This window comes from Streptomyces sp. NBC_01288 (genome assembly GCF_035982055.1).
Taxonomy (GTDB): domain Bacteria; phylum Actinomycetota; class Actinomycetes; order Streptomycetales; family Streptomycetaceae; genus Streptomyces.
In genome coordinates, this window is sequence record NZ_CP108427.1 from 4984623 (window position 1) to 5008911 (window position 24289).

Annotated in this window: 23 protein-coding genes; 12 read left to right on the top strand and 11 right to left on the bottom strand. The window is 70.4% G+C overall.

The genetic code is table 11. The features are described 5' to 3' along the window. Window positions 1-12: 12 nt before the first annotated feature. Together OG194_RS22260 and OG194_RS22265 are read right to left on the bottom strand one after the other, a co-directional pair. Complete coding sequence (locus OG194_RS22260) at window positions 13-1293, bottom strand: NAD(P)/FAD-dependent oxidoreductase (RefSeq protein ID WP_442811607.1); 1281 nt, start codon at window positions 1291-1293, stop codon at window positions 13-15. 169 nt (window positions 1294-1462) lie between these two features. Continuing rightward, the gene (locus tag OG194_RS22265; RefSeq protein WP_327402576.1) at window positions 1463-2692 is read right to left on the bottom strand and encodes a serine hydrolase domain-containing protein; all 1230 of its coding nucleotides are present in this window, start codon (window positions 2690-2692) and stop codon (window positions 1463-1465) included. Window positions 2693-3026: 334 nt separating this feature from the next. Between OG194_RS22265 and OG194_RS22270 the strand changes: the two genes are divergently transcribed. Continuing rightward, window positions 3027-6281, top strand: coding sequence for an FG-GAP-like repeat-containing protein (locus OG194_RS22270; RefSeq protein WP_327402577.1), 3255 nt, complete (start codon window positions 3027-3029; stop codon window positions 6279-6281). 67 nt (window positions 6282-6348) lie between these two features. On the opposite strand, the gene OG194_RS22275 is transcribed toward OG194_RS22270, so the two are convergent. Genes OG194_RS22275 through OG194_RS22285 form a run of 3 tightly spaced genes read right to left on the bottom strand, consistent with a single transcriptional unit; the run spans window position 6349 to window position 9836 of the window. Then, the gene (locus OG194_RS22275) at window positions 6349-8880 is read right to left on the bottom strand and encodes an ABC transporter permease (protein WP_327402578.1); all 2532 of its coding nucleotides are present in this window, start codon (window positions 8878-8880) and stop codon (window positions 6349-6351) included. Between the two features lie 3 nt (window positions 8881-8883). Continuing rightward, window positions 8884-9627: an ABC transporter ATP-binding protein gene (locus OG194_RS22280; RefSeq protein WP_327402579.1), complete on the bottom strand. Its 744-nt coding sequence runs from the start codon at window positions 9625-9627 to the stop codon at window positions 8884-8886. Beyond that, window positions 9624-9836: a hypothetical protein gene (locus OG194_RS22285; RefSeq protein WP_327402580.1), complete on the bottom strand. Its 213-nt coding sequence runs from the start codon at window positions 9834-9836 to the stop codon at window positions 9624-9626. The genes OG194_RS22280 and OG194_RS22285 overlap by 4 nt, the downstream gene beginning before the upstream one ends. A gap of 176 nt (window positions 9837-10012) precedes the next feature. On the opposite strand from OG194_RS22285, the gene OG194_RS22290 reads away from it, so the two are divergent. The 4 genes from OG194_RS22290 to OG194_RS22305 all read left to right on the top strand — a co-directional run bounded on the left by OG194_RS22290 (window position 10013) and on the right by OG194_RS22305 (window position 14225). Then, window positions 10013-11308, top strand: coding sequence for a sensor histidine kinase (locus OG194_RS22290; RefSeq protein ID WP_327402581.1), 1296 nt, complete (start codon window positions 10013-10015; stop codon window positions 11306-11308). A gap of 79 nt (window positions 11309-11387) precedes the next feature. Continuing rightward, window positions 11388-12047, top strand: coding sequence for a response regulator transcription factor (locus OG194_RS22295; protein ID WP_327402582.1), 660 nt, complete (start codon window positions 11388-11390; stop codon window positions 12045-12047). A gap of 155 nt (window positions 12048-12202) precedes the next feature. Continuing rightward, window positions 12203-13390, top strand: coding sequence for a serine hydrolase domain-containing protein (locus OG194_RS22300; RefSeq protein WP_327402583.1), 1188 nt, complete (start codon window positions 12203-12205; stop codon window positions 13388-13390). 154 nt (window positions 13391-13544) lie between these two features. Next, on the top strand, window positions 13545-14225 hold the full coding sequence (locus OG194_RS22305; RefSeq protein ID WP_327402584.1) for a hypothetical protein: 681 nt from the start codon (window positions 13545-13547) through the stop codon (window positions 14223-14225). 236 nt (window positions 14226-14461) lie between these two features. Here the strand turns inward: OG194_RS22305 and OG194_RS22310 are convergent, their stop codons facing one another. Then, window positions 14462-14932 (bottom strand): GNAT family N-acetyltransferase, encoded by a 471-nt coding sequence (locus OG194_RS22310; RefSeq protein ID WP_327402585.1) that lies wholly within the window; start codon window positions 14930-14932, stop codon window positions 14462-14464. A 173-nt stretch (window positions 14933-15105) separates the two neighbouring features. On the opposite strand from OG194_RS22310, the gene OG194_RS22315 reads away from it, so the two are divergent. Then, window positions 15106-16482 carry an IS1380 family transposase gene (locus OG194_RS22315; protein ID WP_327402586.1) on the top strand — a complete coding sequence of 459 codons (1377 nt, stop codon included), beginning with the start codon at window positions 15106-15108 and terminating at the stop codon, window positions 16480-16482. Window positions 16483-16651: 169 nt separating this feature from the next. Here the strand turns inward: OG194_RS22315 and OG194_RS22320 are convergent, their stop codons facing one another. Beyond that, window positions 16652-17554 (bottom strand): LysR family transcriptional regulator, encoded by a 903-nt coding sequence (locus tag OG194_RS22320; RefSeq protein WP_327407165.1) that lies wholly within the window; start codon window positions 17552-17554, stop codon window positions 16652-16654. 229 nt (window positions 17555-17783) lie between these two features. Here OG194_RS22320 and OG194_RS22325 point away from each other — a divergent pair, with 229 nt between their 5' ends. The 4 genes from OG194_RS22325 to OG194_RS22340 all read left to right on the top strand — a co-directional run bounded on the left by OG194_RS22325 (window position 17784) and on the right by OG194_RS22340 (window position 20370). Next, complete coding sequence (locus tag OG194_RS22325; RefSeq protein WP_327402587.1) at window positions 17784-17927, top strand: hypothetical protein; 144 nt, start codon at window positions 17784-17786, stop codon at window positions 17925-17927. A gap of 23 nt (window positions 17928-17950) precedes the next feature. Then, window positions 17951-18886, top strand: coding sequence for an SDR family oxidoreductase (locus tag OG194_RS22330; protein ID WP_327402588.1), 936 nt, complete (start codon window positions 17951-17953; stop codon window positions 18884-18886). Between the two features lie 101 nt (window positions 18887-18987). After that, window positions 18988-19722: an SDR family NAD(P)-dependent oxidoreductase gene (locus tag OG194_RS22335; RefSeq protein ID WP_327402589.1), complete on the top strand. Its 735-nt coding sequence runs from the start codon at window positions 18988-18990 to the stop codon at window positions 19720-19722. Between the two features lie 24 nt (window positions 19723-19746). Next, window positions 19747-20370, top strand: a complete 624-nt coding sequence (locus OG194_RS22340; RefSeq protein ID WP_327402590.1) for an NADPH-dependent F420 reductase — start codon at window positions 19747-19749, stop codon at window positions 20368-20370. A gap of 156 nt (window positions 20371-20526) precedes the next feature. On the opposite strand, the gene OG194_RS22345 is transcribed toward OG194_RS22340, so the two are convergent. Together OG194_RS22345 and OG194_RS22350 are read right to left on the bottom strand one after the other, a co-directional pair. Beyond that, window positions 20527-21477, bottom strand: coding sequence for a hypothetical protein (locus OG194_RS22345; protein WP_327402591.1), 951 nt, complete (start codon window positions 21475-21477; stop codon window positions 20527-20529). Then, window positions 21474-21974, bottom strand: coding sequence for an RNA polymerase sigma factor (locus OG194_RS22350; RefSeq protein ID WP_327402592.1), 501 nt, complete (start codon window positions 21972-21974; stop codon window positions 21474-21476). Before OG194_RS22350 ends, OG194_RS22345 begins: the two co-directional genes overlap by 4 nt. A gap of 3 nt (window positions 21975-21977) precedes the next feature. Between OG194_RS22350 and OG194_RS22355 the strand changes: the two genes are divergently transcribed. Further along, window positions 21978-22157, top strand: a complete 180-nt coding sequence (locus OG194_RS22355; RefSeq protein WP_327402593.1) for a hypothetical protein — start codon at window positions 21978-21980, stop codon at window positions 22155-22157. Window positions 22158-22317: 160 nt separating this feature from the next. On the opposite strand, the gene OG194_RS22360 is transcribed toward OG194_RS22355, so the two are convergent. Then, window positions 22318-22593, bottom strand: coding sequence for a hypothetical protein (locus OG194_RS22360; protein ID WP_327402594.1), 276 nt, complete (start codon window positions 22591-22593; stop codon window positions 22318-22320). A gap of 247 nt (window positions 22594-22840) precedes the next feature. On the opposite strand from OG194_RS22360, the gene OG194_RS22365 reads away from it, so the two are divergent. Continuing rightward, window positions 22841-23683 (top strand): alpha/beta fold hydrolase, encoded by an 843-nt coding sequence (locus tag OG194_RS22365; RefSeq protein ID WP_327402595.1) that lies wholly within the window; start codon window positions 22841-22843, stop codon window positions 23681-23683. Between the two features lie 87 nt (window positions 23684-23770). On the opposite strand, the gene OG194_RS22370 is transcribed toward OG194_RS22365, so the two are convergent. Further along, window positions 23771-24247, bottom strand: a complete 477-nt coding sequence (locus tag OG194_RS22370; protein WP_327402596.1) for a hypothetical protein — start codon at window positions 24245-24247, stop codon at window positions 23771-23773. Between the last annotated feature and the right edge of the window lie 42 nt (window positions 24248-24289).

The window sequence follows — 24289 nt, forward strand, 5'->3', positions numbered from 1 at the left end:
CGGGTGCGGCGTTCACCAGCGCACCCCCAGCGCCGCCGCGGCCTCGACACCCGACCGGCAGCCGTCCTCGTGGAAACCCCAGCCGTGGTAGGCGCCCGCGAACACGCAGACGTCACCGGCGAGTTCGGGCAGCCGCTGCTGCGCGGCCACCGACTCGGGGGTGTAGACGGGGTGTTCGTAGACCATGCGGGCCAGCACCCGCGTGGGGTCGACGCGGTCCTGGCCGCCGAGGGTGACCACGAACGTCTCGGTGGCGTCCAGGTGTTGGAGCCGGTTCATGTCGTAACTGACCCGCACCTGGCCGGAGTCGGCCGTGCAGGACGGCATCAGATGGTTCCAGGAGGCGCGGGCGCCCGGGGCGCGGGGCAGCAGCCGGGTGTCGGTGTGCAGGAGTGTGGTGTTGCGGGAGTACGGGAACGCGCCCAGCAACTCCCGTTCCAGCTCGGTCGGTTCGGCGAGCAGCCGGAGCGCCTGGTCCGGGTGGACGGCGATGACGACGGCGTCGTAGGACTCGGTGCTGCCGTCCTCCGCGGTGACGTCCGCGCGGTCGGCGTGACGCCGTACGGACCGCACGGGGGTGCTGGTCCGGATCTCGCCGATGTGCTTGGCGATCCGGTCGACGTAGGTGCCCGAACCGCCGGTGACCGTGCGCCACACCGGTGATCCGCTGACCGACAGCATGCCGTGGTGTTCCAGGAAGCGGAACAGATAGGCGGTCGGGTAGCGCTGGGCGGTGACGGCGTCGCAGGACCACACGGCCGACACCATCGGGGTGACGAAGTGGGCGCGGAAATAGGCGGAGTAGCCCTCCCGGTCGAGGAACTCCCCCAGGGTGAGGGCCTCTTCACCGCCCCGGGCCAGCAACCGGCGGGCCGCGCGGTGGAAGAGGGGCACCTCGGCGAGCAGCCGCAGATAGCGGGGGCGCAGGAGGTTGCGGGGCTGGGCGAAGAGCCCGGCCGGGCCGCGCGCACCGGCGTACTCCAGCCCGCACTCCTCGCAGCGCACGGACATGCTCATCTCCGACTCCTGCGTGGGGACGCCGAGTTCGTCGAAGAGCCGTAGCAGGCGTGGGTAGGTGCGCCGGTTGTGCACGATGAACCCGGAGTCGACGCGGTGCACCCGCCCGTCGTGCGCCGACGTCAGCTCATGGGTGTGCGCGTGCCCGCCGAGCCGGTCGTCGGCCTCGTACAGGGTGACGTGACCGGCCGAGCCCAGCAGGTACGCGGCGGTCAGCCCCGCCACCCCGGAACCGATCACGGCGGTCCGGCGTCCGTACCGCGCTGTCCGTTCCATCGCCATCTCCGTCACGTGTCCTCCCGCCGGTCAGGGGTTCACGCGTAATCCGGATCAGGTCGCGGGCCGGATTGGCCGACGAGCGAAACAGGAGGTGGGGCCACCAGGACCGACACGAAACCCCCAGGTCAGAGACCCGGGGGCGTGGTGTCGAGCGGGCGGGACGTCTCTAGCGCGTGGGGGTCGAGCCGTCGTAGACGTGACCGGGTGTGGCGATCTGGGTGATCGCGCGGGCGAGCAGGGTGGACGGCTCCTGGCCCCCGGTGGTGATGTCGGTGTTGATCAGCACGACCAGGGTCGCCTTGAGGGCGGGGAGGTAGACGGTCACGGACTCGTAGCCCGGGATGGACCCGTTGTGCCCGATCCAGCCGCCGGTCTCGAAGATGCCGAGGCCGTAGTCGAGGCCGGGGAAGCTGGTCGGCAGCACCTTCAGGCGCTGCTTCTGGGTCTCGGGGCTGAGCAGTTCCCCGGTGGCGACGGTCTTCGCCCAGCTGCGCAGGTCGTGCATGGTCGAGATCATCGCGCCGGCCGACCAGCCCCAACTCGGGTTCCAGTCGGTGGAGTCGGCGACCGCGCCGCTCAGCGTCTGGTTGGTGTAGCCGTGCGCGTGCGGCTCGGGGAACTCACGGACGTTCGGGCCGTCGGGGAACAGCGTCTGGTCCAGGTGGGCCGGGCGCAGCACCCGCCGGTTGATGACTTCGGCGATGTGATGGCCAGTGACCTTCTCGATCACCAGGCCGAGCAGCACCAGGTTGCTGTTGTTGTAGACGAACACCTTGCCCGGCGCGGCGGTGTTGCGGTGCTTGTAGCCGTACGCGAGCAGCTCCTGCGGGGTGAACGAGCGGGTCGGGTCGCTCAGCAGGTCGTGCGCGAAGTCGGCGTCCGCGCTGTACGGGAACAGTCCGCTGCGCATCTCGGCCAGGTGGCGCAGGGTGATGTGGCGGCCGTTCGGCACGCCGTGGACGTAGCGCGAGATCGGGTCGTCGAGCCCGATCCGCCGCTCGTCGACGAGCTGGAGCAGCGCGGTGACCGTGAAGGTCTTGGTCTCGCTGCCGATCCGCGAGTAGAAGTCGGTGCTCATCGGCTGCCGCGTGACCTTGTCGGCGACACCGGTCGCCCGGACGTAGCAGCCCTTGCCCGGCATCCACAGGCCGACGGCGACACCGGGGATGGCGGCGTCCTTGCGGACATCCGCGATGGCCTTGTCGAGGCGGGCGGTGACGCCGTGGCCGAGGCCGTGCGACGGGCAGTCGTCGTGGTGGTGCCGATCGACACTCGCGAGGCGGACCGCGGTGGCGGCGGGAGTCGCGGCGGCGGCGGAAGCCGCCATCGTCGGGGTCAGTACGGACGCCACCAGCAGCACAGCTGCGAAGAGGCGTCGGGACGGAGTGCGTCGCATGTGGGGGCGCTTCTTCCGGTTCGGGGCTGAGGGGTGCAACGCCACCATCCGGAGTCCGGCGGAAGGCCGTCCTGCGGTACGCGTCCCTGCGAGTCCACTCGATCGGACCGGTGTTCGGCCGCAACACCCGACCGACCCGACAGGCGTTCGACGACGGGCCCGCCGCGCGGTCGGGACACCGGGCCACGGCCTGAACCTCGTACCCGGTTGGTCATGCCCATGCTGTTAGGCTCGCTTCCCTTACGCGCATGGGGGAGCCGTCGGGGGGCCGGGGGAAAATGCCAGGGCGTTGCCGTACGTCCGCCATGCCTTCTTCTTGCCTTCTGGAGGAATCGTGGCCCGACTCGGCCGACGTCGGCACAGACAGAGACCCTCTTTCGGGGCGGGTCAGGCGCACCTCGTCCCGCCACCGGCACGTGTCGCGGCCGTCCTGGCGGCGGCGCTGACGCTCAGTCTCCCCCTTGCCACCCTGCCGTCCCCGGCCTTCGCCACCGTGGCCGGAGAGGTCGTGGTGGACGCCGCGGCCCGTGCCGTTCCCAGGGCCACGCAGATCCTCGACGCGGGGACCAGCGGCTTCCTCTGGGCCCAGGAGGGCGACGACCGGCTCCTGTGGACGGACTACGCCTCCGGCACCACCACCGCACTGGAGCAACGGCTCGACGCCCCGCTCGCGTACGACATCGACACCGGCTACTTCACCCACGCCGCCTCTTTCAAGACCGGTTACTACGGGGACGGTTCGGACACCGTCGCCCTCTACTCGGCGGCGGACGCCCGGGTCACCCTCCTCAAGGGCGCGGGCACCTCGGGCAACACCGGTGTGGTGCCGGTTCCCGACGGCTCCACCTACCAGGGCACCTTCGGCGACACGGTCCTCACCAGCACCGACGCCGCCGACGGCAACCCGAACGCCTATCAGTTGTGGCGCGTCCAGGACGGGGGCCAGGCCGCTCAGACCGCCGTCACCGGGCTGCCCGACAGCGCCGCCAACATCCAGGTCGAGGACGGCGACGCGCGATCCGTCATCCTCCGCTACGACACCGGCGCCGACGGGGACGGCTACAGCCACTGGGGCCTCGTCGACCTCTCCACCGGCGTCCTCAGCGCGCTGCCCGACCGCGTCGACGCCGACAACGGCTGGGAGGTGAGCGGCTTCCGGCTGGGCGCCGACTCGGTGGTGCGGGTGCGGAGCGGGCGCAGCAAGGCCGACGTGTACGACCGTGCCGACCTGTCCGCCGCACCGCGCACGTTCGACACCAGCTCCCTCAGCTACCAGGCCACGTACGGGATCGTCGGCGACAAGCTGCTCGGCGTGGAACCGGTGTCGCCCGGCGACAACCTGTACCGGGGCCAGCCCCTGTGGGCCCTGAGCTCCGACGGCACGGACACGTCCATGGCCAAGGTCATGGACCCGGCCGCCCACCAGATCGTCCAGGCTCCGGACGGTTCCGTCCTCGTGGCGGGGGCCGACACGTACGTCGAGCGGGGCGACCTCGACTGGGGCGTGTACCGGATCGCCAAGGGCGCCGACGGCTCGGTCACCCGCAGCCGGGTGAGCGCCGTGGAGCCGATGCCCGCGACGGTGAACGGACTCGCGCTCGGCAGCGGCGTCCTCACCACGGCCGGCAACAGCACGCTGTACGAGCCGTCCACGGTCGAGGGCGCGTATCGCAGCACCTGGCTCGCCACCGGCACCACCCCCGGCGTGGTCACGTCGAGTGTGGACGCCCTGGTCAACGGCCGGGACGGCAATGAGCTGCTGGCCGACGGCACCGGTCGGCACGGCCGCGTGGACTCCACCGAGTCCGGCCTGACCATGCTGTACGCCAACGGCGCCACGAGTTGGGGCCCCACTCTCGACACCGGCGACGACTCCCCGCAGCTGAAGGGTCTCTCCGGGCGGTACGCGATCATCGACGGGGCGTCCTCCGGCCAGCAGTACGTCGCCGAGTTCCCCGTGGACGGCACGGCGCCGAAGGTCCTCCAGAAGCGCGCCCGGGTCGCCGCCGCCGTGTGGGGCGACACCCTGTGGAGCGGGACGGCCACCGGGAGCACGATCACTGCCACCGGGCTCCCGTCCGGCAGCGCGGGAGAGTCCTTCACCACCCGCAACGGCTGCACCCCGGCCGACCTCCAGGCCGTGGGCCGCTGGGTGTACTGGACCTGCGAGGACTTCGGAGGCGTCTCCCGGGGCGCGGGCGTCTACGACCGTACGACCAGGAAGACGTCGACCGCTCCCCAGGGCGGGGTCCTGCTCGGCGACGGCTACTTCGTCCAGCATCTCGCCGGCACCGGGGCGACCGGCGGGCTGACGCTCTTCGACCTGCACGGCGGACTGCCGTCGAGCGGCGCCTACACCGATCTGCCGAGCCACGAGGTGGCCGACTGGACCGAGATCGGCAAGGACAAGGGCCGGATCGGCACCGACTGGACCGTGGACCGCTTCGGCGGCGGCGTCGCGTACACCGACACCGAGCAGCGCGTCCATGTCGTGCCGGCCGGTTTCGCGGCGTCCGCGCTGACCGCGATCGACTCCACGGTCACCGCCAACTCGGCGAGCTGGTCCGGTACTTGGTGGCTGTCGAAGCCCGCCGCCGGATGGCAGGTGGCGGTCCGCGACACGGCCGGAACCACCGTGCGCACCTTGTCCGGCGCCGACGCCCGCGGGCTGCTGAAGGCCGCCTGGGACGGCAAGGACTCCGCGGGCCGCCTCGTCCCCAACGGCGCCTACACCTGGACGCTCACCGCCCGGCCCGCCGACGGCAAGGGCGCCGCCCTCACCCGTTCCGGCAGCCTCGCGGTGACGGCGGGAGCGGCGGCACCGCGCGACTACGCGGGCAACGACGGCGTCGGCGACCTCGTCACCCTCAGCTCCTCCGGCACCCTCACCGTCCAACGCGGCACCGGCAAGGGCACGTTGGGCAGCAAGGTGTCCGGCAACGGCTGGCCGACGAGCGCGAAGTCCGTGCCGTACGGCGATCTCGACGGCGACCGGTGCAACGACATCCTGGTCCGGCTGAGCAGCGGCGCGCTGCGCGCCTACCACCCCGCCTGCGGCAAGGCACCGACGCCGACGACCCGGTACACCTCGCTCGGCACCTCCGGCTGGAACCAGTACGACGTGCTGACCTCGACCGGTGACGTGACCAAGGACGGCCGCCCGGACCTGATCGCGCGCAACGCCTCGACCGGCGCCGTCTACCTCTACAAGGGCACCAGCACCGGGAAGTTGTCGGCGCGCGTGAAGCTGTACGCGGACTGGAAGACGTACAAGAAGGTCGTCGGCGCCGGCGACCTCAACGGTGACGGCATCGGCGACCTGCTCGTCCAGGACAAGGCGAACAACCTGTACCGCTACAACGGCACCGGCAAGGGGACGTTCGGGGCGCGGGTGAAGGTGTTCTCCGCCTGGGGCGGGTCGTACAACGCGGTCGTCGGGGTCGGCGACATCACCGGGGACGGGAAGGCCGATCTGGTCTCGCGTGACACCGGTGGCAACGTGTGGCGCAACAGTGGCAACGGCAAGGGGTCGTTCGGCGGCCGTACGAAGATCGCTTCGGGCTGGCAGGGGTACAAGTCCGTCGCGTGAACCCTCTCGTTCCCTCGCGAAGGCCCGGGTCGTCGACCCGGGCCTTCCGCTGTCTCCCGTATCCGGCTCAGTACGCGCGGATCGCATCCGCGGGCGGTGTCCGCAGCGCCTGCCGCGTAGGCAGTTCGATGGTCAGGAAAGCCGTCACCGTGACCGTGAGCGCCAGGCCCGGGAGCAGCCAGACCGGCCCCGCAGGCCAGGGGTGGCCGAGGAAACCTTGGCCCAACAACGCCAGCGGGATCGCGGAGAGCAGGAGTGCCGTGGTCAGCGCGGTGGCGGCGGTCATCGCGGCCTCTCGGCGCATCATCGCCCGGATCTGGCGGGGAGTTGTGCCGTTGAGCCGGAGGGCACCCAACTCCACCCTCCGCTGGGCGGTGGCCGCGACAAGCTTGTTGGCGATGCTGAGCAGCAGGTAGACGAGCAGGACGATGATGGTGGCGAGGTTGATCCACACCTCGGGCGGCGCGTCCTCAAGTCCGCCCGTGGAGGGGGAGTTGGCGGGTCCGAGGGTCAGACCGGGGCGGGCGGCGGCGAGGGCCGCGAGGTTCTGCCGCGCCTTCGCCGAGCCGTCCGTACGGATCAGGAGCGACTGGTCGAGCGCCGTGGTCGTGTGCCCGGCGGCCAGGTCGTGCGACAGCACCACCGTGCCGAAGCCGAGCCCCCGCCCGTACACGGCAACTACCTTGGCGTCGACGCGAGTTCCGTCCCCGAGGACCAGACCCACGGTGTGCCCCACCGTCGCGGAACGGGTTCGCGCCACATCACTGCTGACAGCAACTGTCCTGCCGGACAGCCGACTCAGGCTGCCGTCCCGTACGTCGAGGTCGAGAACGCCCGCCGCGTCCGGCGTGAGGATCGTCGCCGGACCCGAGTCGACCGCCGGGTCACCGAACTGCTCGTACTCCCACACCACGGTGGTCGTCCCGACGGGAGCGGCGGCCTTCACCCCGGCCGTCTTCCGTACGGCGGCGGGCGTGCCGTCGGGCAGCCCGCCCAACCCCTGTGCGCTGAGGCGCAGTTGGGCCAGGGTCCCGGTGCTGGTGTCCTGCGCGGTCGCGGCCAGCACGGTCGTCTGCGTGAAGGTGTACGTCAGCACGAACACGACCGCCATGGCCAGCGTGGAGACGATCCCCGCGTTGCGCAGGGCGTAGGCGCGCAGGTTGGCCATCGCCAGCCAGGTCGGCGCGGAAGCCCCTGACCTCGTCACTCGCGCCGCCGCACCCCCGATGCCCCGCACCAGCGCCGGTCCCGCCATGGCCAGCCCGATCGCCCCGATGATGCCGGCGAGGGAGGTGGCCGTGGCGCCGATGACGGTGCGGGAGAAGAGCGGCAGGGCCGACATGACCGTCGCTACGACGATGACGGCCACGCCGATACGGGTCCGGGCCCGCGACGGATTACGCGGCTCGCTCCGCGACTCGGCGACCGCCTCGGTGGCCGGCATCCGCGAGGTGCGCCACGCCGAGCAACGGGCCGACACCTGAACGGCGAGAAGCATCAGCACGATCGCCGCGAACGCGGGCAACGGGCTGAAGGTCAGCGGCAGTTCGGCCGGGATGACCCCTCGGTCCGCGAGCAGCCCGCGGAACTGTCCCGCCAGCAGATACCCGAGCCCCACCCCGGGTGCCACGGCGACAGCGGCCACGACGGTGGACTGCGCGGCGGCCAGCCTGCGGATCTGCTTCGGGGTCGCGCCGACGGCCCGCATCAACGCCAGGTCCCGCCGCTGCCCGCCGATCGCCACGGCCAGCGCACTCGCCATCACGAACCCGGTGATCAGCAGGACGATCCCGGAGAGCGACCCGGCGAGCAGCACCAGCAGCGAGCGTGAGGCTCCGGCGCCGGGTGCGGCGGTGTCGCCCCGCTCGGCCCCGGTGACGGTCAGGAGCCCGGTGCCCTTCAGCTTCGTACGGACTTCGGCGGCGACCCGCTCCTCGGCACCGGGCGCGGTGCGGAGGCCCACCAGATCGACTCGGCCGGACCGACCGGACATAGCTACGGCCGTCTTGTCGGCGAAGTAGACCCCGGCACCAGGCGTGTTGACGACCGCCGATACCCGATAGCCGCTCGCGGGGCGGGAGTTGACGACGACCTGGACACGGTCACCCTGCTTGATACCGGCCGCCGCGGCGGTGGCGCTGTCCACCGCGACCTCGCCGGAGGCGGTCGGCGCACTCCCGGTGACCCGCGCCCCCGCCAGCAGCTTCGTCGACGACCAACCGTGCCCCGACACCTGAGGATCTCCGGACGACGACGCCACGACCCGACCGTGCGCGTCGACGAGAGCGGCCGGGAAGCCGATGTCGCCGACGGACGCGGTCACCCCGGGCAACTCGCCCAGTTCCCCGACCAGTTGGGCCGGGATCCGACGGCGTTCCGGCAGCGCGAGCGGGAGATCGCCGGTCGGATGGAACTCCTGGTCGGCCGCGACCACCACCGACGCCCCGGCGAGACGCCCTGCGGGCAGGTGGGAACGGAGGCCGGACTCGGCCAGGACGCCGGTGGCGGTGATCAGCGCCGCGCCGCCGAGGACCGCGCAGGCCACGGCGATCAGCGCGGTGACGCGGTGCCCGACCATCTGTATCGCGAGACGGAACATGGCTCAGCCCCTCCCCAACTCGACAAGACGGGCGGCCAGTTCGTCGGCGGTCGGCGCCTTGAGGGCGTCGACCACGCGGCCGTCGGCCATCACCAGGACGTGGTGGGCGCGGGCGGCGGCGGCCGGGTCGTGGGTGACCATCACGACCGTCTGGCGCAGGTCGTTCACGAGGTCACGGAGGAGGTCCAGGACCTCGTGGGCGCTGCGCAGATCGAGCGCGCCGGTCGGTTCGTCGGCGAACACGACCGCCGGGCGGGCCACCAACGCCCGTACGACGGCGGCCCGTTGCTGCTGCCCTCCGGAGAGCTCGGCCGGACGGTGGGACAACCGGTCCGCGAGTCCGACCCGTTCCACCAGCGTGCGCAGCCAGTCGCGGTCGGCGGTACGGCCCGCCAGCCGGAGCGGCAGCGTGATGTTGTCCTCGACGGAGAGGGAGGGGATCAGGTTGTACGCCTGGAACACGAACCCGACGCGTTCGCGCCGAAGTTGGGTGCGCTTGGTCTCGTTCAGCCCGGCGATCTCGTGACCGTCGATACGGACACTGCCCGAGGTCGGCGAGTCGAGCCCGGCGGCGCAGTGCATCAGCGTGCTCTTCCCGGAGCCGGAGGGGCCCATCACGGCGAGGAAGGTGCCGCGTTCCACGGTCAACGACACATCGTCCAGGGCGCGTACGCCTCCGGGGTAGGCCTTGCTGACGCCCTCCAGGGCGATGGCGGCGGCGGTCAGGGCGGTGGCCGTGGTGTTCATCGCCGGCCCCGCAGGTTGCGTACGACGAGGGCGCCCGCGCACAGGACGGTGACCGCGCCGCACACCAGGTGCACCCAGGTGTCGGCGCCGCCGAAGGAGGCCGCCATATTGGTGAGCGCGCTGGCCACGACCACGGTCCAGAGGAGGATGCGGGCGATCTCACCCCGGGTGAGACGGTCGGGTTCGGTGGTCGTCGTCTGCGACGTCATGGGGCTTCTCCCGTGGTGCTGCGCGGTGCGTTCCGGGGGTCCGGCTGTCGTCACCGACGCTATGGATCAGCACCCCTCGCGGCGGATCCCGCAGCCCGCCCGGTTCGGGGTACAGCAGGCTGTACTCCCCTCTTCCTCCGCCACGAAGAACTCCCGTACGGCATAGGGTCGTTCGCATGACAGCGAGCACGAGCGAGGCGGGCGGTGGGGCGGGCGCCGGGGCAGCCGCGCCACGCGAGCGCTTCAAGGGCATCGCGCTACGGACCCTGAGCGCCGCCGGCCGAGCCATCGCCCAGCTCGCCTCCGGGCTCAACACAGCTGTGCTCGCCGCCCTGTTGCTGTTCTGGCTGGCCCTCACCGCCGTGACGAGCGTGGTCGGGGTGGGGCTGCTCATGGCACCCGCGCCGCTGCGCGCCCTGCACGCCCTTTCCGGCCGGGAGCGCGACCGCCTCGCCCGCTGGGGCCCCGAGGTCGTAGCGCCGCAGCCCCCGCCCACCCGCCTACGACTCGCCCTCGCCGACCCCACCACCCACCGCGAACTGCGGTGGCTGCTACGGCACTCCACCCTGGGTCTGCTGCTCGGGCTGCTCGGTGTGCTGCTGCCGATCACGGCCGTGCGGGACAGCGCGTTCCCGCTGTACTGGACGTTCATGCCGGCGAACACGACGGCCACGTCGCTCGGCATCGGCAACGCGCACACCTGGCCGGACGCCCTCGCCGTGGCACTGCTGGGCGTGGGCTGGATCGCCATCATCCTGGGGCTGGCGCCCGGCATGGCCCGGTTGCAGGCGGGGCCCGGACGGCACCTCCTCGCGGCCGGTCCCGACGTCGATCTCTCCCTGCGCGTCGCGGAGTTGACCGCCACCCGAGCCGCCGCGCTCGACGCCCACGCCACCGAACTCCGGCGTATCGAGCGCTCGTTGCACGACGGCGCGCAGAACCGCCTTGTCTCCGTGGCCGTGTTGCTCGGGGCCGCCCGCCGCATGGTGGCCCGTGACCCGGCGGGCGCCGACGAACTCCTCGAACGCGCCCAGTCCGCCGCCGAGATGGCGCTGGCCGAACTGCGGACGGTCGCGCGCGGCATCCTGCCGCCGGTACTGGCCGACCGGGGGCTCGCGGGCGCGCTCTCCGGACTCGCGGCGGACTGCGCGGTGCCGTGCCGGATCGACGTGGACGTCCCCGCACGCTGCGCGGCCTCCGTGGAGGCGACGGCCTACTTCGTCGTCGCCGAGGCCCTGACCAACATCGCCAAGCACAGCGGGGCGCGGCACGCCGTCGTCACGGCACGTGGAAGCGGCGGCCGACTGACGCTGTCGGTGGAGGACGACGGCCGGGGCGGCGCGGATGCGGAGGGTGGCTCCGGCCTCGCCGGCATCCGCCGCCGTATCGCCGCGCATGACGGCGACCTCACCCTGACCAGCCCGCCGGGCGGTCCGACCGTCCTCACCGTAGATCTCCCTTGTGGCCGGTGAGTTGGGGATCGTGACGAGCAAAGAGAGCCTGCGATGCGGAACTTGAGCTGTGGAGTGCGAGCTGTGGAGCGTGGCTGACATGCGGATCGTGATCGCCGAGGACGACGCGTTGCTGCGCGAGGGCCTCGCCCTGCTGCTGCGCGCCGAGGGACTGGACGTGGTGGCCACCGCCGGCACCCCGGACGAGGCTCTCGACGCCATCGACGTCCACAAACCGGACGTCGCCATCCTCGACGTACGGATGCCGCCGACCCACACCGACGAGGGCATCGTCGCCGCGGTCGAGGCCCGGCGACGGCGACCCGACCTGGCGGTGCTGGTGCTGTCGGCATACGTGGAGCAGAGCTTCGCCACCGAGCTTCTCGGCGGCGGGGTGAGCGGGCTCGGCTATCTGCTCAAGGAACGGGTGGGCCGGGTCGAGGAGTTCCTCGACGCGCTGCACCGCGTGGCGGCCGGCGGCACCGCCATCGACCCGGAGGTCGTCGCCCAGCTCTTCACCCGCTCCCGCCAGGACACCCGCCTCGACCGGCTCAGCCCGCGCGAACGGGACGTACTCGCCCTGATGGCCGAGGGATTGGGCAACTCCGCCATCGCCGGGAAGCTCGTCGTCACCGACGGCGCCGTCCACAAACACATCCGCAGCATCTTCGCCAAGCTCGACCTGTCCCCCACGGACCAGGTGGACCGCCGGGTCGCGGCGGTTCTGCGGTACCTGGAGGATCTACGGCGGCTGACCTGATGCCAGCCCCTGATGCCAGCCCCAGGTCCTTGGTACAGCTGGCTGTACGGCGGACCGGCCCGCGGGCTGGATAGATCACCGCGTGCTGTCTCCCTAGGTTGGTGAACACACCGCAAGCCGATGCGGGTGACCACCAACTCCCAAGGGAACAGCCCATGATGACGTTCCGTCAGCTCACCGCCGCAGCCGCACTGGCCGCCGTAGGACTCGGCCTCGCGACACCCATGGCGAGCGCCACGGAGTCCCGACAGCGCACCACGGAGTCCCGACAGCGCACCACGACGCTCCAGCAGAGCGTGGACGCCATCCAGAAGACGGGAACCGCCGCTGTCGTGGCCCAGTCGACGGGTCCGGACGGACGGCGTTACGCCACCACCGGAGTCTCGGACACCGCGACCGGCCGGGCGGCCCGCGTCACCGACAGGTTCCGGATCGCGAGCAGCACCAAGGCCTTCGTGGCGACGGTGATGCTCCAACTGGTGGGCGAGGGACGGGTATCGCTGGACGACACGGTCGAACACTGGCTGCCCGGCGTGGTGTCCGGGAACGGCAACGACGGAAACGCCATCACCGTAAGGCAGTTGCTGAACCACACCAGCGGACTGTTCAACTACACCGCCGACTTCCCCGAGATCAGCTCGGTGGCGGACTTCGAGGCGGACCGCTACACCACCTGGACGCCACAACAGCTGGTCGGCATCGCGATGCGCCACGCCCCGGACTTCGCGCCGGGCACCCAGTGGGAGTACTCCAACACGAACTACATCGTCGCCGGAATGATCATCCAGAAGGCCACCGGCCACACCTGGCAGCAGGAGGTCACCCGGCGCATCATCCGTCCACTGGGCCTGCACGACACCTCGGCCCCCGACACCTCGTCCCGTATCCCCGGCCAACACCTGCACGGCTACTCGGACTTCGGCGACACCGGCCCGACCATCGACGTCACCGACGTCAACCCGACGGCCGCCGGTTCGGCCGGCGCGATGATCAGCACGACCGGCGACCTCACCCGCTTCTTCTCGGCCCTCCTGAGCGGCAGGCTGCTGCACCCGGCCCAGCTCGCCGAGATGAAGACAACGGTACGAGCCGCCTCCCTCGACCCCGTGTGGCCCGGCGCCCGTTACGGCCTGGGCCTGATGGAACTCCCCTTGACCTGCGGCGGCGTCTACTACAGCCACGCCGGTGACCTGATGGGCTACACCACCCGCGACGGAGTCAGCGCGGACGGCCGCCGGACCGTGGTCCTGGAGGCGACGGGCGACGGCGCGCCCGACCTGTCGACGGAGACGGCGCAGAACGCGCTGATCGACACCGAACTCTGCGCCGGGGCAAGGAAGTAGGCAGAAGGAAGCAGAGGGACAGGTTCAGCTGGCGGCGTCCACGAAATCGGGGCGCCGCATGCCGTGCAGCCCCTGGTACGCGGCCCTCCCGGGCGAGCTCTAGACCGCCAGCAGCGAGGCGGGCCAAGCGCTATGTACGGGACCTGTATTGAGCATGGCTGACCACAACACCCCCTACCGGCATCGCGCGTTCGAAGGGTGCTGCGGCGCGCGGCGGGGCGGCAGCGTGCGCTTGATCGACGCAGAGGGCCGGACCGTGCACCAGGGGCGGTTGCTCTCCGAGGGGGACCGGCTGCTGGTCGGCCTGGCGCCCACGGTCAACGCCGGCGCGCGGGCCGCCGTAGAGTCCGCGCCTCCCGAGGTTCCGGCGTGGGAGCACGGCGATCAACTCGCCCAGCTGGACGCGGTGTTGGCGGACGGTGGCCTCGCCCGGCGCGCGGCCTTCGACCGCTGTCGCGGCGGCGAGCACCGGCCGATCGACGTCGACGTGGTGGCGTCGGTTCTCGACCACGTCTGTTCCGTCGGACTGCCCATCGGGGTCGCGGTGTTCGCCCCGGCGGTCATGCAGGCGTGCGCCGGCCGGGTCCACGTCACCGATCGGACCGTAGGCGGACGGGTGTTCGCGGCGCTCGCGGAGAGTTCGGTGGAGATCGACCTGGCCGCCGTCCGGGCGTGCCATCTCGTCCGCTCGGCAGCTGCCCACGGTCCGACCTCGGCGCTCGAACTCGACGACGAGGACGGTCGATGCGTCGCTGTCATCACGCAGTTCGGGATGGTCGGGGAGGACGTGCACGAGGCCTGGGAGGACCTGGCGGCTTCGCTGCCTGACGCCTAGCACGATGACCTGACGCCCTAGCCTCGTGCTTTCGCGTACCGACCGGCCCGGAGCCTGGTTAAGGAGGTACGGAGTGCCTCTGGCCAGGGAGGATGAACTTGTCCGGGCCCCTGGTCGCCGTCAAGAACGTTGCACTCCTGAGGTGAAAGCCGAGGGAAACTGTGCCTGAGCCCGCAGCAGCCTCGCCTGCACAACGTCGCGTTGGGCCGAATGAGAGGCCGCCAGGACCCTCTTGCTCAGTTCAGCGTCAAGTGCACGACATCGATTTCCTGGCCCCGCGCCCGCGCAAAGTGACGGCTGCGACCTGTCATGACGAAGCCGCACTTCTCCAGGACGCGGATGGAACCGGCGTTGTCAGCGGCGGCGGTGGCGTGCAGCGGCCGGGTGCCCTCCAGCTCGATCAGCTCAGCGAGCGCCTGCGAGGCGATGCCTCGACCCCAGTGAGCCCTCCCGATGACATAGGAGACCTCCCGCTCGGAGGGCGACCCGGCTACGACGGCGTGCCCTGCCACGACGCCGTCGGCGAGAACGGTTCGCAAGAGCCTTGCTGTATCGGACCGCACTTTGGCCCAGTACTGATCGAAGTGGCCACGGTCATAGTGGTACTTCCTCGTAGCGGCCGCCATGTGCTGCATCTCCGGGTCCGTCAGGTGCTCCCAGAAGATGGGCAAGTCAGGGGCCTGAGTTTCACGCAGGGATATCTCCATGGTGCTGCGTCATCTCCACGAGATCGCTACCAAGCTGGCCGACTCAGCCTAACCTCGGGCGTCACGAACGAGCTCGTCCAGACCTTGATCAGATAAGTGGAGAGTGCTCCTGACCTGCAACGATAGGGCTTGTCGAAGGTCCTGTCGGTTGCGAGGAAAGAAGCACTTCCCAGGTGAAGAAGCCTATCGGGTCCTATCCGCGTGTCCGCGTCGAGGGCGGCGGGCGGGCAGTTGTCAGCCAGGCGGGCGGCGTGCTGCTGGTGAAGACCGTCCGCAAGACCGGCTTGGATCAGGCGATATCGGCGGCACTGGCACCGTGGCGCAAGCCGCGGACGATGCACGACCCGGGCAAGATCCCGCTGGACGTGGCCCTGTCAGTCGCGCTGGGCGGGGACTGCCTCGCGGACGTGGGCATGCTGCGAGCCGAGCCGGGCGTGTTCGGGCCGGTGGCCTCCGACCCGACGGTCTCCCGCCTCGTCGACGCCCTCGCCTCGGCCGGGCCGAAGGCGCTTGAGGCGATCAGGACTGCACGGGCCGAAGTCCGCGAACGGGTATGGAAGTTGGCCGGCCCGTCCGCTCCCGACTCAGGCGGGCAGCTGATCGTGGACCTCGACGGCGTGCTCGTCATCGCGCACTCCGACAAGCAGGACGCCACCGCCACCTGGAAGAAGACCTTCGGCCACCACCCGCTGATGGGCTTCGTCGACCACGGCCGAGGCGGCAGCGGGGAACCGGTCGCCGGTCTGCCGCGGCCGGGCAACGCGGGCAGCAACACCGCCGCCGACCACATCACCACCACCCAACTCGCCCTGGCCCAGCTGCCCAAGAAGTACCGGCGCGGCCGGCAGACACTGATCCGTACCGACTCCGCCGGCGGCACCCACGAGTTCGTGGCCTGGCTCGCGAGGCGCGGCCGATGGCTGTCGTACTCGGTCGGCATGACCATCACCGACGCCATCCATGCCGCGGTGCTCCGCATCCCGGCCACCGCCCGGACGGTCGCCGTCGAGCCGGGCAATGAGATCCGCGACGGATCCTGGGTGGCCGAATTCGACGGCGACTGTCTCAAAGGCCGGCCGGCGGGGATGCGGCTGATCGTGCGCAAGGAACGCCCGCACCCGGGCGCCCAGTTGCGCTTCACGGACGCCGACGGCATGCGCCTGACCTGCTTCGCCACCAACACCAAGAACCTGCCGATCGCCGCACTCGAACTGCGTCACCGCCTGCGCGCCAGAGCCGAGGACCGTATCCGCGCCGCCCGCGCCACCGGCCTGCGCAACCTCCCCCTCCACGACACCGCACAGAACCAGATCTGGCTGGAGATCGTCCAGATCGCGCTCGACCTGCCGGCCTGGATGCCGATGCTCGCCCTGACCGGCAAGGCCCGCCTGTGGGAACCCCGCCGCCTGCGGCTGCGGCTGTTCTCGACCACCGCCCAGCTCGTCACCACCGGCCGACGGCACATCCTCCGCCTCGCGAAGCACTGGCCCCGGACCCACCTGATCACGGAAGCCCCGGCCCGACTCGACACGCTCCCGAACCCCGGCTGACCAGCACTCTCCCGTCCCTGCGAGCAGCACCATCCCGCCGGAGCCGTGGAACCCGGCGCCCACCCGACGCGACAGCCGGGCCACCGGCATGCCCATCACCAGCCCGACAGCCAGCCGAAACAGCCCGCCAGTTGAACTGACGAGCCGTCACGAAAGATCGAGGCCAGCATTATGAAACGGCATCGCCTCCCAGCTGCCACATTTCATAGTTCCCACATTCCGCCGTGATCTCGGCCGTCGCCTGAGCCGCGGTGACGAAGTCGTCGACCACCGGCGAGGTGCGCGATGCCGCCACCGCAAGGCACACCTGTTCGGGCGCCAGCTCCGGGATGGGCACATAGACGACGTCCGGATGTGAGGAGAACACGGTCGCCGAACGGGCCAGGAACGAGATGCCCCGGCCGGCCGCGACATGCTCAAGCGTCTCGTCCACCCCGCGCACCAGGTACCCGGCGTTGGGGTGCGGGCGCCTGGTGGGCTGCGTGCTCGGGTCGGCATGCCAGACCAGCGGTTCGCCGGCCAGGTCGGCCTCGGTGACCTCCTCCTTGCCGGCCAACCGGTGGCCGGCGGGCAGCACCGCCACCCGCGGCTCGGTGTACAGCGGGGTGACGCGCAGGCCGGCCTCGTCGATGGGCAGCCGCACATAGGCGACGTCGATGCGGCCGTCGAGCAGCATCGGGGCCTGGTCGTCCCCTTCGATCCGCTGCACGTCCACGACCACGTCCGGGTGCCGGGCCTCGAAGGCCCGCGCCGCCGGGATGACCGGGATGCCGGCCCGGAAACCGACCATCAGCCGCCGGCTGCCACGGGCGGCCACGGTCACCCGACGGCGGACCGCGTGCGTGGAGGCGAGCAGCGGACCGGCGTCGGCCTGCAGTTGCCGGCCCGCGTCGGTCAGCGCCACGCCGTGGCGATCCCTGATGAACAGCGAGGCGCCGAGATCCTGCTCCAGCGCGCGGATCTGCCGACTGAGCACCGGCTGCGCGATATGCAGCTCATCAGCGGCACGGCCGAAGTGCAAACGGTCGGCCACGGCGACGAAGTAACGCAGTTTGCGCAGGTCCAGATCCAGATCCATGACGCCTCCCGGCCCGGTGATGCATTCAGGGTATCACCACGGCTAAAAGAAGTCTTGGACACCGACGCGGGCCAATGGCAACCTGAATAGGTACCTGATGGGGCCGAAGAGAATTCGGTACATGAATTCGGTACATGAATCCGGCACGTGAATTCGGTTCAATAATTCGGCTCAATAATTCGACGACGTCGACGACACGACCGCCAACAACGACGGGGTGGACATGGCGCCCTGGCTGCGCCCGATGGACACCGGGGAACTGCCCACGGCGCGGGCATTGGTGAACGTCGCCCTGTTGCAACTGGGCCTCGTCGCCCGCTCCGTCCAGCACACCGACTTCTCGCTCGGCGTCAGCATTCTCAGCTGAGCGCACCCACAAGGAGCAGCAGCATGCGCGTTTTCGTCACCGGCGGGACCGGCCATTCCGGTTCGTACATCATCCCCGAGCTCATCGCCGCCGGGCACGAGGTCACCGGCCTGGCCCGGTCGGACACCGCCGCGGCGGCGGTGTCCGCGCTCGGCGCGAAGGTGCGTCGCGGCGATCTCCAGGATCTCGACGGGCTCAAGGAGGCGGCCGCGGACTCCGACGGCGTCATCCACGTCGCGCACAGGCAGGACCTGCTTCCCTCCGGCGGGCTCGACGCCGTGGCCGCCGCGGAGCTCCCGATCATGCTCGCGTACGGCGAGGCACTCGCGGGAACCGGAAAGCCGCTGGTCGCGGCGGGGAGCATAGGCTCGGGCGGGGACCTGGGCCGACCGGTCACCGAGGAGGACCCGGCACTTCCCGGCGGCGACGAGTACAAGGGCACCCTGCGGGTCCGCAACGTCGTGGAAACCACCGTGATCGGCCTCGCCGAGCAGGGAGTGCGGTCCTCGATCGTGCGGATCGCCAACATCGCGCACAGCACGACCGATCGCGCCGGCTTCCTCCCCGTGCTGATCGCGCTCGCGAAGGAGAAGGGTTTCGTCGGCTACCCCGGCGACGGCGCGAACCTGTGGAACGCCGTGCACGCCCGCGATGTCGCCTCCTTGTTCCGCTTGGCGCTGGAGAAGGGGTCCGCCGGCAAGTACTGGCACGCGGTCGGGGACGAGGGCATCCCGTTCCGCGAGATCGCCGAGGCCATCGGCAGCCGGCTGGGCCTGCCCGTCGTAAGCGTTCCCGCGGACGTACTGATGGTGCCGGGATATTTCGGATTCCTCGCGAACATAGTCACGCAGAGCTACCCGGCGTCCCATCTCATCACCCGCCGGACCCTCGGCTGGGAACCCGCTCGGCCCGGCCTGCTCGCCGATTTGGACAACGGCCATTACTTCTCCGCCGGCTGACGGCCGGGACCCGAATCGCAACGATTCGGGAAATGACACGGGCTCACTGTTTCGGACACCCATCGATTCATTCGGATACCCATCAATTCAACGGAGTGGCCATGGGAAAGCTCGATGGAAAAGTGGCGGTGATCACCGGTGGATCCACCGGCATGGCACTGGCCGGCGCCAAGCTGTTCGTCGAGGAAGGAGCGCACGTCTTCATCCAGGCCCGGCGGCAGGAAGCGCTGGACGACGCCGTCAGGCTGATCGGCCGCAACATCACCGCCGTCCAGGGTGACGCGGCCGAACTGGACGACCTGGACCGCCTGTACGACACCGTCAAGCGGGAAAAGGGCTCGATCGACGTGCTGTGGGCCAGCGCCGGGACGGGCGAATCCGCCGTCCTCGGCGAGATCACCGAAGAACAGTTCCACCGCGCCTTCTGGCTCAACGCGCGCGGCACCCTGTTCACCGTGCAGAAGGCGCTGCCGCTGATCAACGACAACGGCTCGATCCTCATGACCGGATCCAACGCCTCCCTCGGTGCCTTCCCCGGCTGGAGCCTCTACGCGGGAAGCAAAGCCGTCCAGCAGGCCTGGGCCCGCGTCTGGCTCAACGAACTGCGCGACCGCAGGATCCGGGTCAACGTCCTGACCCCCGGCCAGGTCGCCACCGCCAAACAGGAAGAACTGTTCGACGAGGCGACCAGGGCCGCGTTCGAGTCCCTCATCCCCCGCGGAGAGATGGGCCGCCCCGAAGAGATCGCCACCGTCGCCCTGTTCCTCGCCTCCGACGACTCCAGCTACGTCAACGGCCTGGAACTGGTCACCGACGGCGGCACCACCGCCATCTGAACGAACAGGAAGAGAGCACACCTCATGAGCAGCATCACCCTCATCGGTACGGGGAACATGGCCCGCGCCATCGGCACGCTCGCGGTGGCGGGCGGCAACACCGTCGAGGTCATGGGACGCGATCAGTCCAAGGCCGACGACCTGGCCAGGGCTCTGGGCGGCGGCACGACGACGGGCAAGTGGGGCACCGTCCCGGCCGGAGACATCGTCATCACGGCCCTGTTGTACGACGGTGTCGTCCCGGTCGTCACCGAGTACGGAGACGCCCTCGCCGGCAAGGTCATCGTCGACATCAGCAACCCCTTCAACGCCACGTTCGACGGACTGGCCCACAGCGAGGAGACCTCGATCGCGCAGGAAGTCGCCAAGGTGGCCCCGGCCGGCGCCGACGTGGTGAAGGGGTTCAACACCATCTTCCGCAATGTCCTGGAGAAGGGCCGGCCCGACGTCTTCATCGCCGGCGACAGTGCGCAGGCCAAGGCGGACGTGGCGGCATTCATCGAGAGCCTCGGGCTGCGCCCGCTGGACGTCGGCGGCCTGAATATGGCGCACTGGCTGGAAGGAATGGGCCTGGTCACGGTGGGCCTCGCCGGCAACGGGGTCGGCCACTGGGACTTCGCCCTCGGCGTCGACGAATTCACCGGCTGAACCGGCTGAGCCCTCGGAGCCGAACAGTCGGCGTACGGTCCTGCCCGAGGAGACCGAGGCGCCGCGCATGGTCGAAGGCTGGTGCCGGGCGGGAACGGCATGGCCATGCCAACACGGGTGGGTGAGGAGAGGACGCCCCCGCCCACCCGTTCCGTATCAGCCGAGCTTGTCGGTGAAGCCCGTCGACAGGAACGTCTCGTGGGTGACCTTGCCCTTGCTGGGCCCGGCCGTCCACGTGAAGGTGTACTCCAGGATCGCGCTGGTCTTCGGGTCGATGATCACCTGGCCGAGACTCCTGGCCTCCGCGAACTCAACTGCCGTACCACCGCGCCCAGTACTGTCCTTGACCTGGCCGAGCAGCTTGACGCCCTTCAGGCCGCCCATCGCCTTGAAGACCCCCGCCCGCAGTTTCGGGCTCGCCGGGGAGTCGGTGAGCAGGGTGACCGCCTGATCGAAGGGCGAGATGCTCTTGGGCCGCGGCGGGGACTGGAGCAGACCGAGCAACTTCCCCGAATCCGTGGTCAGTTGCTCCAGCCCCTTCCAGTCGAGGTCCTTCGGCCCGACCTGCCAGTCGGGCCGCAGCCCCTTCCGGTACACCTTGCCGCTGTTGACGACGTAGTAGTCCATGGACTGCGAGATGTACTCGTCGCCGACCGTCGTCCGCATCTTCCAGTACTTCCCCGAGGCCGCCGACTGGCTGGCGGCCACCGTGGAGATGTCGTCCAGGAAGACGGACGCGGTGTTCGCGCGGGCCTCGCTGTGCGCACCCGTGCCCGCCGAGGTCGTGCCGCTGTTGGCGTACGTCACCACGCCGGTCGCCACCGCGGCTGTGGTCAGCAGCCCGATCAGTGCCCGGCGACGCCCGAACTGCCGCCCGAGCAACCGCCGTTCCGGCATCGCGACGACAACGCCGGTCGCTCCCTTGGTGGTTACGGCCGCCCCTTCCGTCGCGACGGCCGCCTCGACCTCGGCCAGCACCCTGGCCAACGCCCGCTCCGACAGCGGCTCGACGTGACCCGCCGTCGCCAGTTCATCGGCACCGGGGAAGTCCAGCAGTGCGCCTCGCTCGTTCATACCGTCAGCCTCCGTGTCGTCGTACGTGGTCATGCGAGGTCTCCTGTCGCGGTCAGGTTCCGTCCCGCCGGGTGGGGCAGCGTGAGGCGGTCGCGCAGTCGGCCGCGGGCCCGGTGCAGCCGCGAACGGGCGGTGCCCGCCGGGATGCCCACGACGGCTGCGGCCTCGGTCGGGGTGAGCTGCTCCCAGCCGATCAGGAGCAGCAACTCCCGCTCTTCGGGCGGCAGTTCGGCTAGTGCTCTGCGCAGCGCGGGGGCCATCGCGGCGGCGTCCAGCCGCTGGTCCACCACCTGCCAGGGGTCGGTGACATCCGGTCCCGGTGCGGGCTCTTGCCGTCCCGCCCGCCGCAGGTGCTGGGCGAGCACGTTGTGGGCCACCCCGAACAGCCAGCCCCGCGCCGAACCGCGCGCCGGGTCGAACGTGCGCCGGGCGGCGAACGCCTGCAACCAGGTCTCGGCGAGCAGATCCTCCGACGCGGCGGGCATCCGCCGGGCGAAGTAGCCGTGCAGGGCGGAGGAATGGGTCTTCACAAGGTGAGTGAAGGCCGCCGAGTCGCCGTGCGCCGATCGCGTCAACTGGGCTTCGCTGTCCCCGTGTTGGGCATCGCGGCCGTAGTCGACATGGTGGCCGTGCTCGGCGTCGTGGCCGTGCTCGGCGGTGGTGCCGCGCTGGTCGCTGTCGCGGCGCCGGTGACGGCGGAGGCCGCCACGTAGCCGGTCACCCGGTTCATCCGATTGATCTGGTTCATCCGGTTTCACCGAGCCTCCGTTTCCGACCGCCGGACGACGGTCTCACCCAGTACTTGTCGTCGGACCCCGGATGCGTTCGGGGGCACCGGAAACAGGAACCGTGCCGACGACGGCGCCCCTCGGTTCACCGGCCCGGTACGGGTGTACGTGTCGGGCCGTACGGCGGCGCGGGCCGGGCCCCACCCCTCGCCCCGACGGAGATCAGCAAAGCAGCCGCGGCCGCCACCGACGCGGCGTAGAACGCGGTGCCGTACCCCGATTCCATAGGCACCGCCGAGCCTCCGCCCACCGAACCTCCCGAACCCGTGACGATCGCGGTGGCGAGTTGGGCGCCGGCGGCGCCGATGGTCCGGAGGATCGTGTTGACGCCGGTGGCCGCGCCCGTCTGCTCGGCGGGCACGGCGTCGACGACGAGCCCGCCGAGCGACGCGAAGGCGACCTGTACCTCGACACCCTCCTGTGCGGCCTACCCGCCCGCACACCCGTCGAGCACCCGCGACCCACGGCCCGCCAGTAGCCGCCCCCTACAGCCCTCGCGCAGGACAAGCAACCCCCGTCGTAAGAGTTAACTTGCATAAAGAGAGTCCACCCCCTACCTTAATGAGAGTCAGCTCTCAGCAAGCGAGAACAAGAACAGGGACCTCACCATGACCACCCCCACTGCCACCCCCACTGCCGCCCCCACCTCCCCCCGCACCGTCGCCCTCCCCGGCGGACTCACCGTCACCATCCAGGAGTTCGGCGAGAACACCGAGGGCACCGGCGTGCTGATACTCCACGGCGGCGCGGGCCCGCGAACGGTCGCCGGCATCTCTTCCGCCCTCTCCGAGCACGTGTACGTCGTGACACCGACCCACCCCGGTTTCGACGGCACACCCCGCCCGGAACGCTTCGACACGGTCGCCGACCTGGCCATCGCCTACCTGGACCTGCTCGACACCCTGGACCTCAAGGGCGTCATGGTGATCGGCAACTCGGTGGGCGGCTGGATCGCCGCAGAGATGGCCCTCCGCGACAACCAGGGCCGTATCGGCGCCCTGACCCTCCTGAACGCGGTAGGCATCCACGCCCACATGGTCGAGAACCGCGTCGTCGACCCGCGCACCATGGCCCCCTCAGACATCAGCCAACTCTCCTTCGCCAACGCCGAGTTCCGCCCCGACTTCGCCTCCTTCACCGACGAACAGCGAGCCGCGGCCGGCGCCAACCAGAAGACCCTCGCGATCTACGGCGGCGACCACTTCACCTACGACCCGAAACTCCGCGGCCGCCTCCACCGGGTCACGGTCCCGGTCCTGGTCGTCTGGGGCGAGGAAGACGGCATAGCCCCCCTCAAGTACGGCCGCGGCTACGCCGACTCCTTCCCCAACGGCCACTTCGCCCCGATCGCGAACGCGGCCCACTTCCCGCAGATCGAGGCACTGGGCGCGACGCTCGGGTCGATCGCCAACTTCGTGAGCACGGTGGTGAAGCCGGGAACAACGGACTGAGGTTGCTCAGCCCCCACGCACAGCCAGGACCCGGGTCATCAACCTGGGCCCTGGCTGCCGTAACTGGCGCTGAGCGCCAACCCGTGTTCAGCCCAGCGTGGCGCCGAACCCTCCGGCCCTGGCCTCCCCCTCGGTCAGCTGCACAGTCCCGCGGTGAGACACCTCGACCTTGTAGAACCGCCTGCCCGTGGGCACGTCACTGACAGATACGTCGAACCGACATGTGCCACCCTCACGTGTCGACCCGCCGAGATAACCGGTAGCGACCACCGTCCCCGCCGCGTCGTACACCGTGACCGCTGTGCCCTGAACGATGTCGCTGTAGCCGTCGCCACCCTTACAGCCACCCGCACCATCACCGACGACCTCATCAGTCAGTTCAAACGTTCCGGTCAGGGTGAACGAGGCAGGTGCTCGGTGCGTGACGCTGGTCGGGGTCGCCGGGGTCTCCTTCGCGGTGTGCCCGCTACCACCCGCAATGGCCCAAGCAGCACCGACCGCACCAGCACCTATGACGACGCCGACGAGAGCCACGAACAGCGGGTGTATCCGCTTCGATGTCACCGCACCTGAATGTGGTGTCACGGGTGGTCCTGCGGGTGGCGG

Coding starts and splice junctions, on each gene's coding strand:
- OG194_RS22260 (WP_442811607.1), bottom strand. CDS start 1,293: ATGGAACGGACAGCGCGGTACGGACGCCGGACCGCCGTGATCGGTTCC.
- OG194_RS22265 (WP_327402576.1), bottom strand. CDS start 2,692: ATGCGACGCACTCCGTCCCGACGCCTCTTCGCAGCTGTGCTGCTGGTG.
- OG194_RS22275 (WP_327402578.1), bottom strand. CDS start 8,880: ATGTTCCGTCTCGCGATACAGATGGTCGGGCACCGCGTCACCGCGCTG.
- OG194_RS22280 (WP_327402579.1), bottom strand. CDS start 9,627: ATGAACACCACGGCCACCGCCCTGACCGCCGCCGCCATCGCCCTGGAG.
- OG194_RS22285 (WP_327402580.1), bottom strand. CDS start 9,836: ATGACGTCGCAGACGACGACCACCGAACCCGACCGTCTCACCCGGGGT.
- OG194_RS22290 (WP_327402581.1), top strand. CDS start 10,013: ATGACAGCGAGCACGAGCGAGGCGGGCGGTGGGGCGGGCGCCGGGGCA.
- OG194_RS22295 (WP_327402582.1), top strand. CDS start 11,388: ATGCGGATCGTGATCGCCGAGGACGACGCGTTGCTGCGCGAGGGCCTC.
- OG194_RS22300 (WP_327402583.1), top strand. CDS start 12,203: ATGATGACGTTCCGTCAGCTCACCGCCGCAGCCGCACTGGCCGCCGTA.
- OG194_RS22305 (WP_327402584.1), top strand. CDS start 13,545: ATGGCTGACCACAACACCCCCTACCGGCATCGCGCGTTCGAAGGGTGC.
- OG194_RS22310 (WP_327402585.1), bottom strand. CDS start 14,932: ATGGAGATATCCCTGCGTGAAACTCAGGCCCCTGACTTGCCCATCTTC.
- OG194_RS22325 (WP_327402587.1), top strand. CDS start 17,784: ATGGCGCCCTGGCTGCGCCCGATGGACACCGGGGAACTGCCCACGGCG.
- OG194_RS22330 (WP_327402588.1), top strand. CDS start 17,951: ATGCGCGTTTTCGTCACCGGCGGGACCGGCCATTCCGGTTCGTACATC.
- OG194_RS22335 (WP_327402589.1), top strand. CDS start 18,988: ATGGGAAAGCTCGATGGAAAAGTGGCGGTGATCACCGGTGGATCCACC.
- OG194_RS22340 (WP_327402590.1), top strand. CDS start 19,747: ATGAGCAGCATCACCCTCATCGGTACGGGGAACATGGCCCGCGCCATC.
- OG194_RS22345 (WP_327402591.1), bottom strand. CDS start 21,477: ATGACCACGTACGACGACACGGAGGCTGACGGTATGAACGAGCGAGGC.
- OG194_RS22365 (WP_327402595.1), top strand. CDS start 22,841: ATGACCACCCCCACTGCCACCCCCACTGCCGCCCCCACCTCCCCCCGC.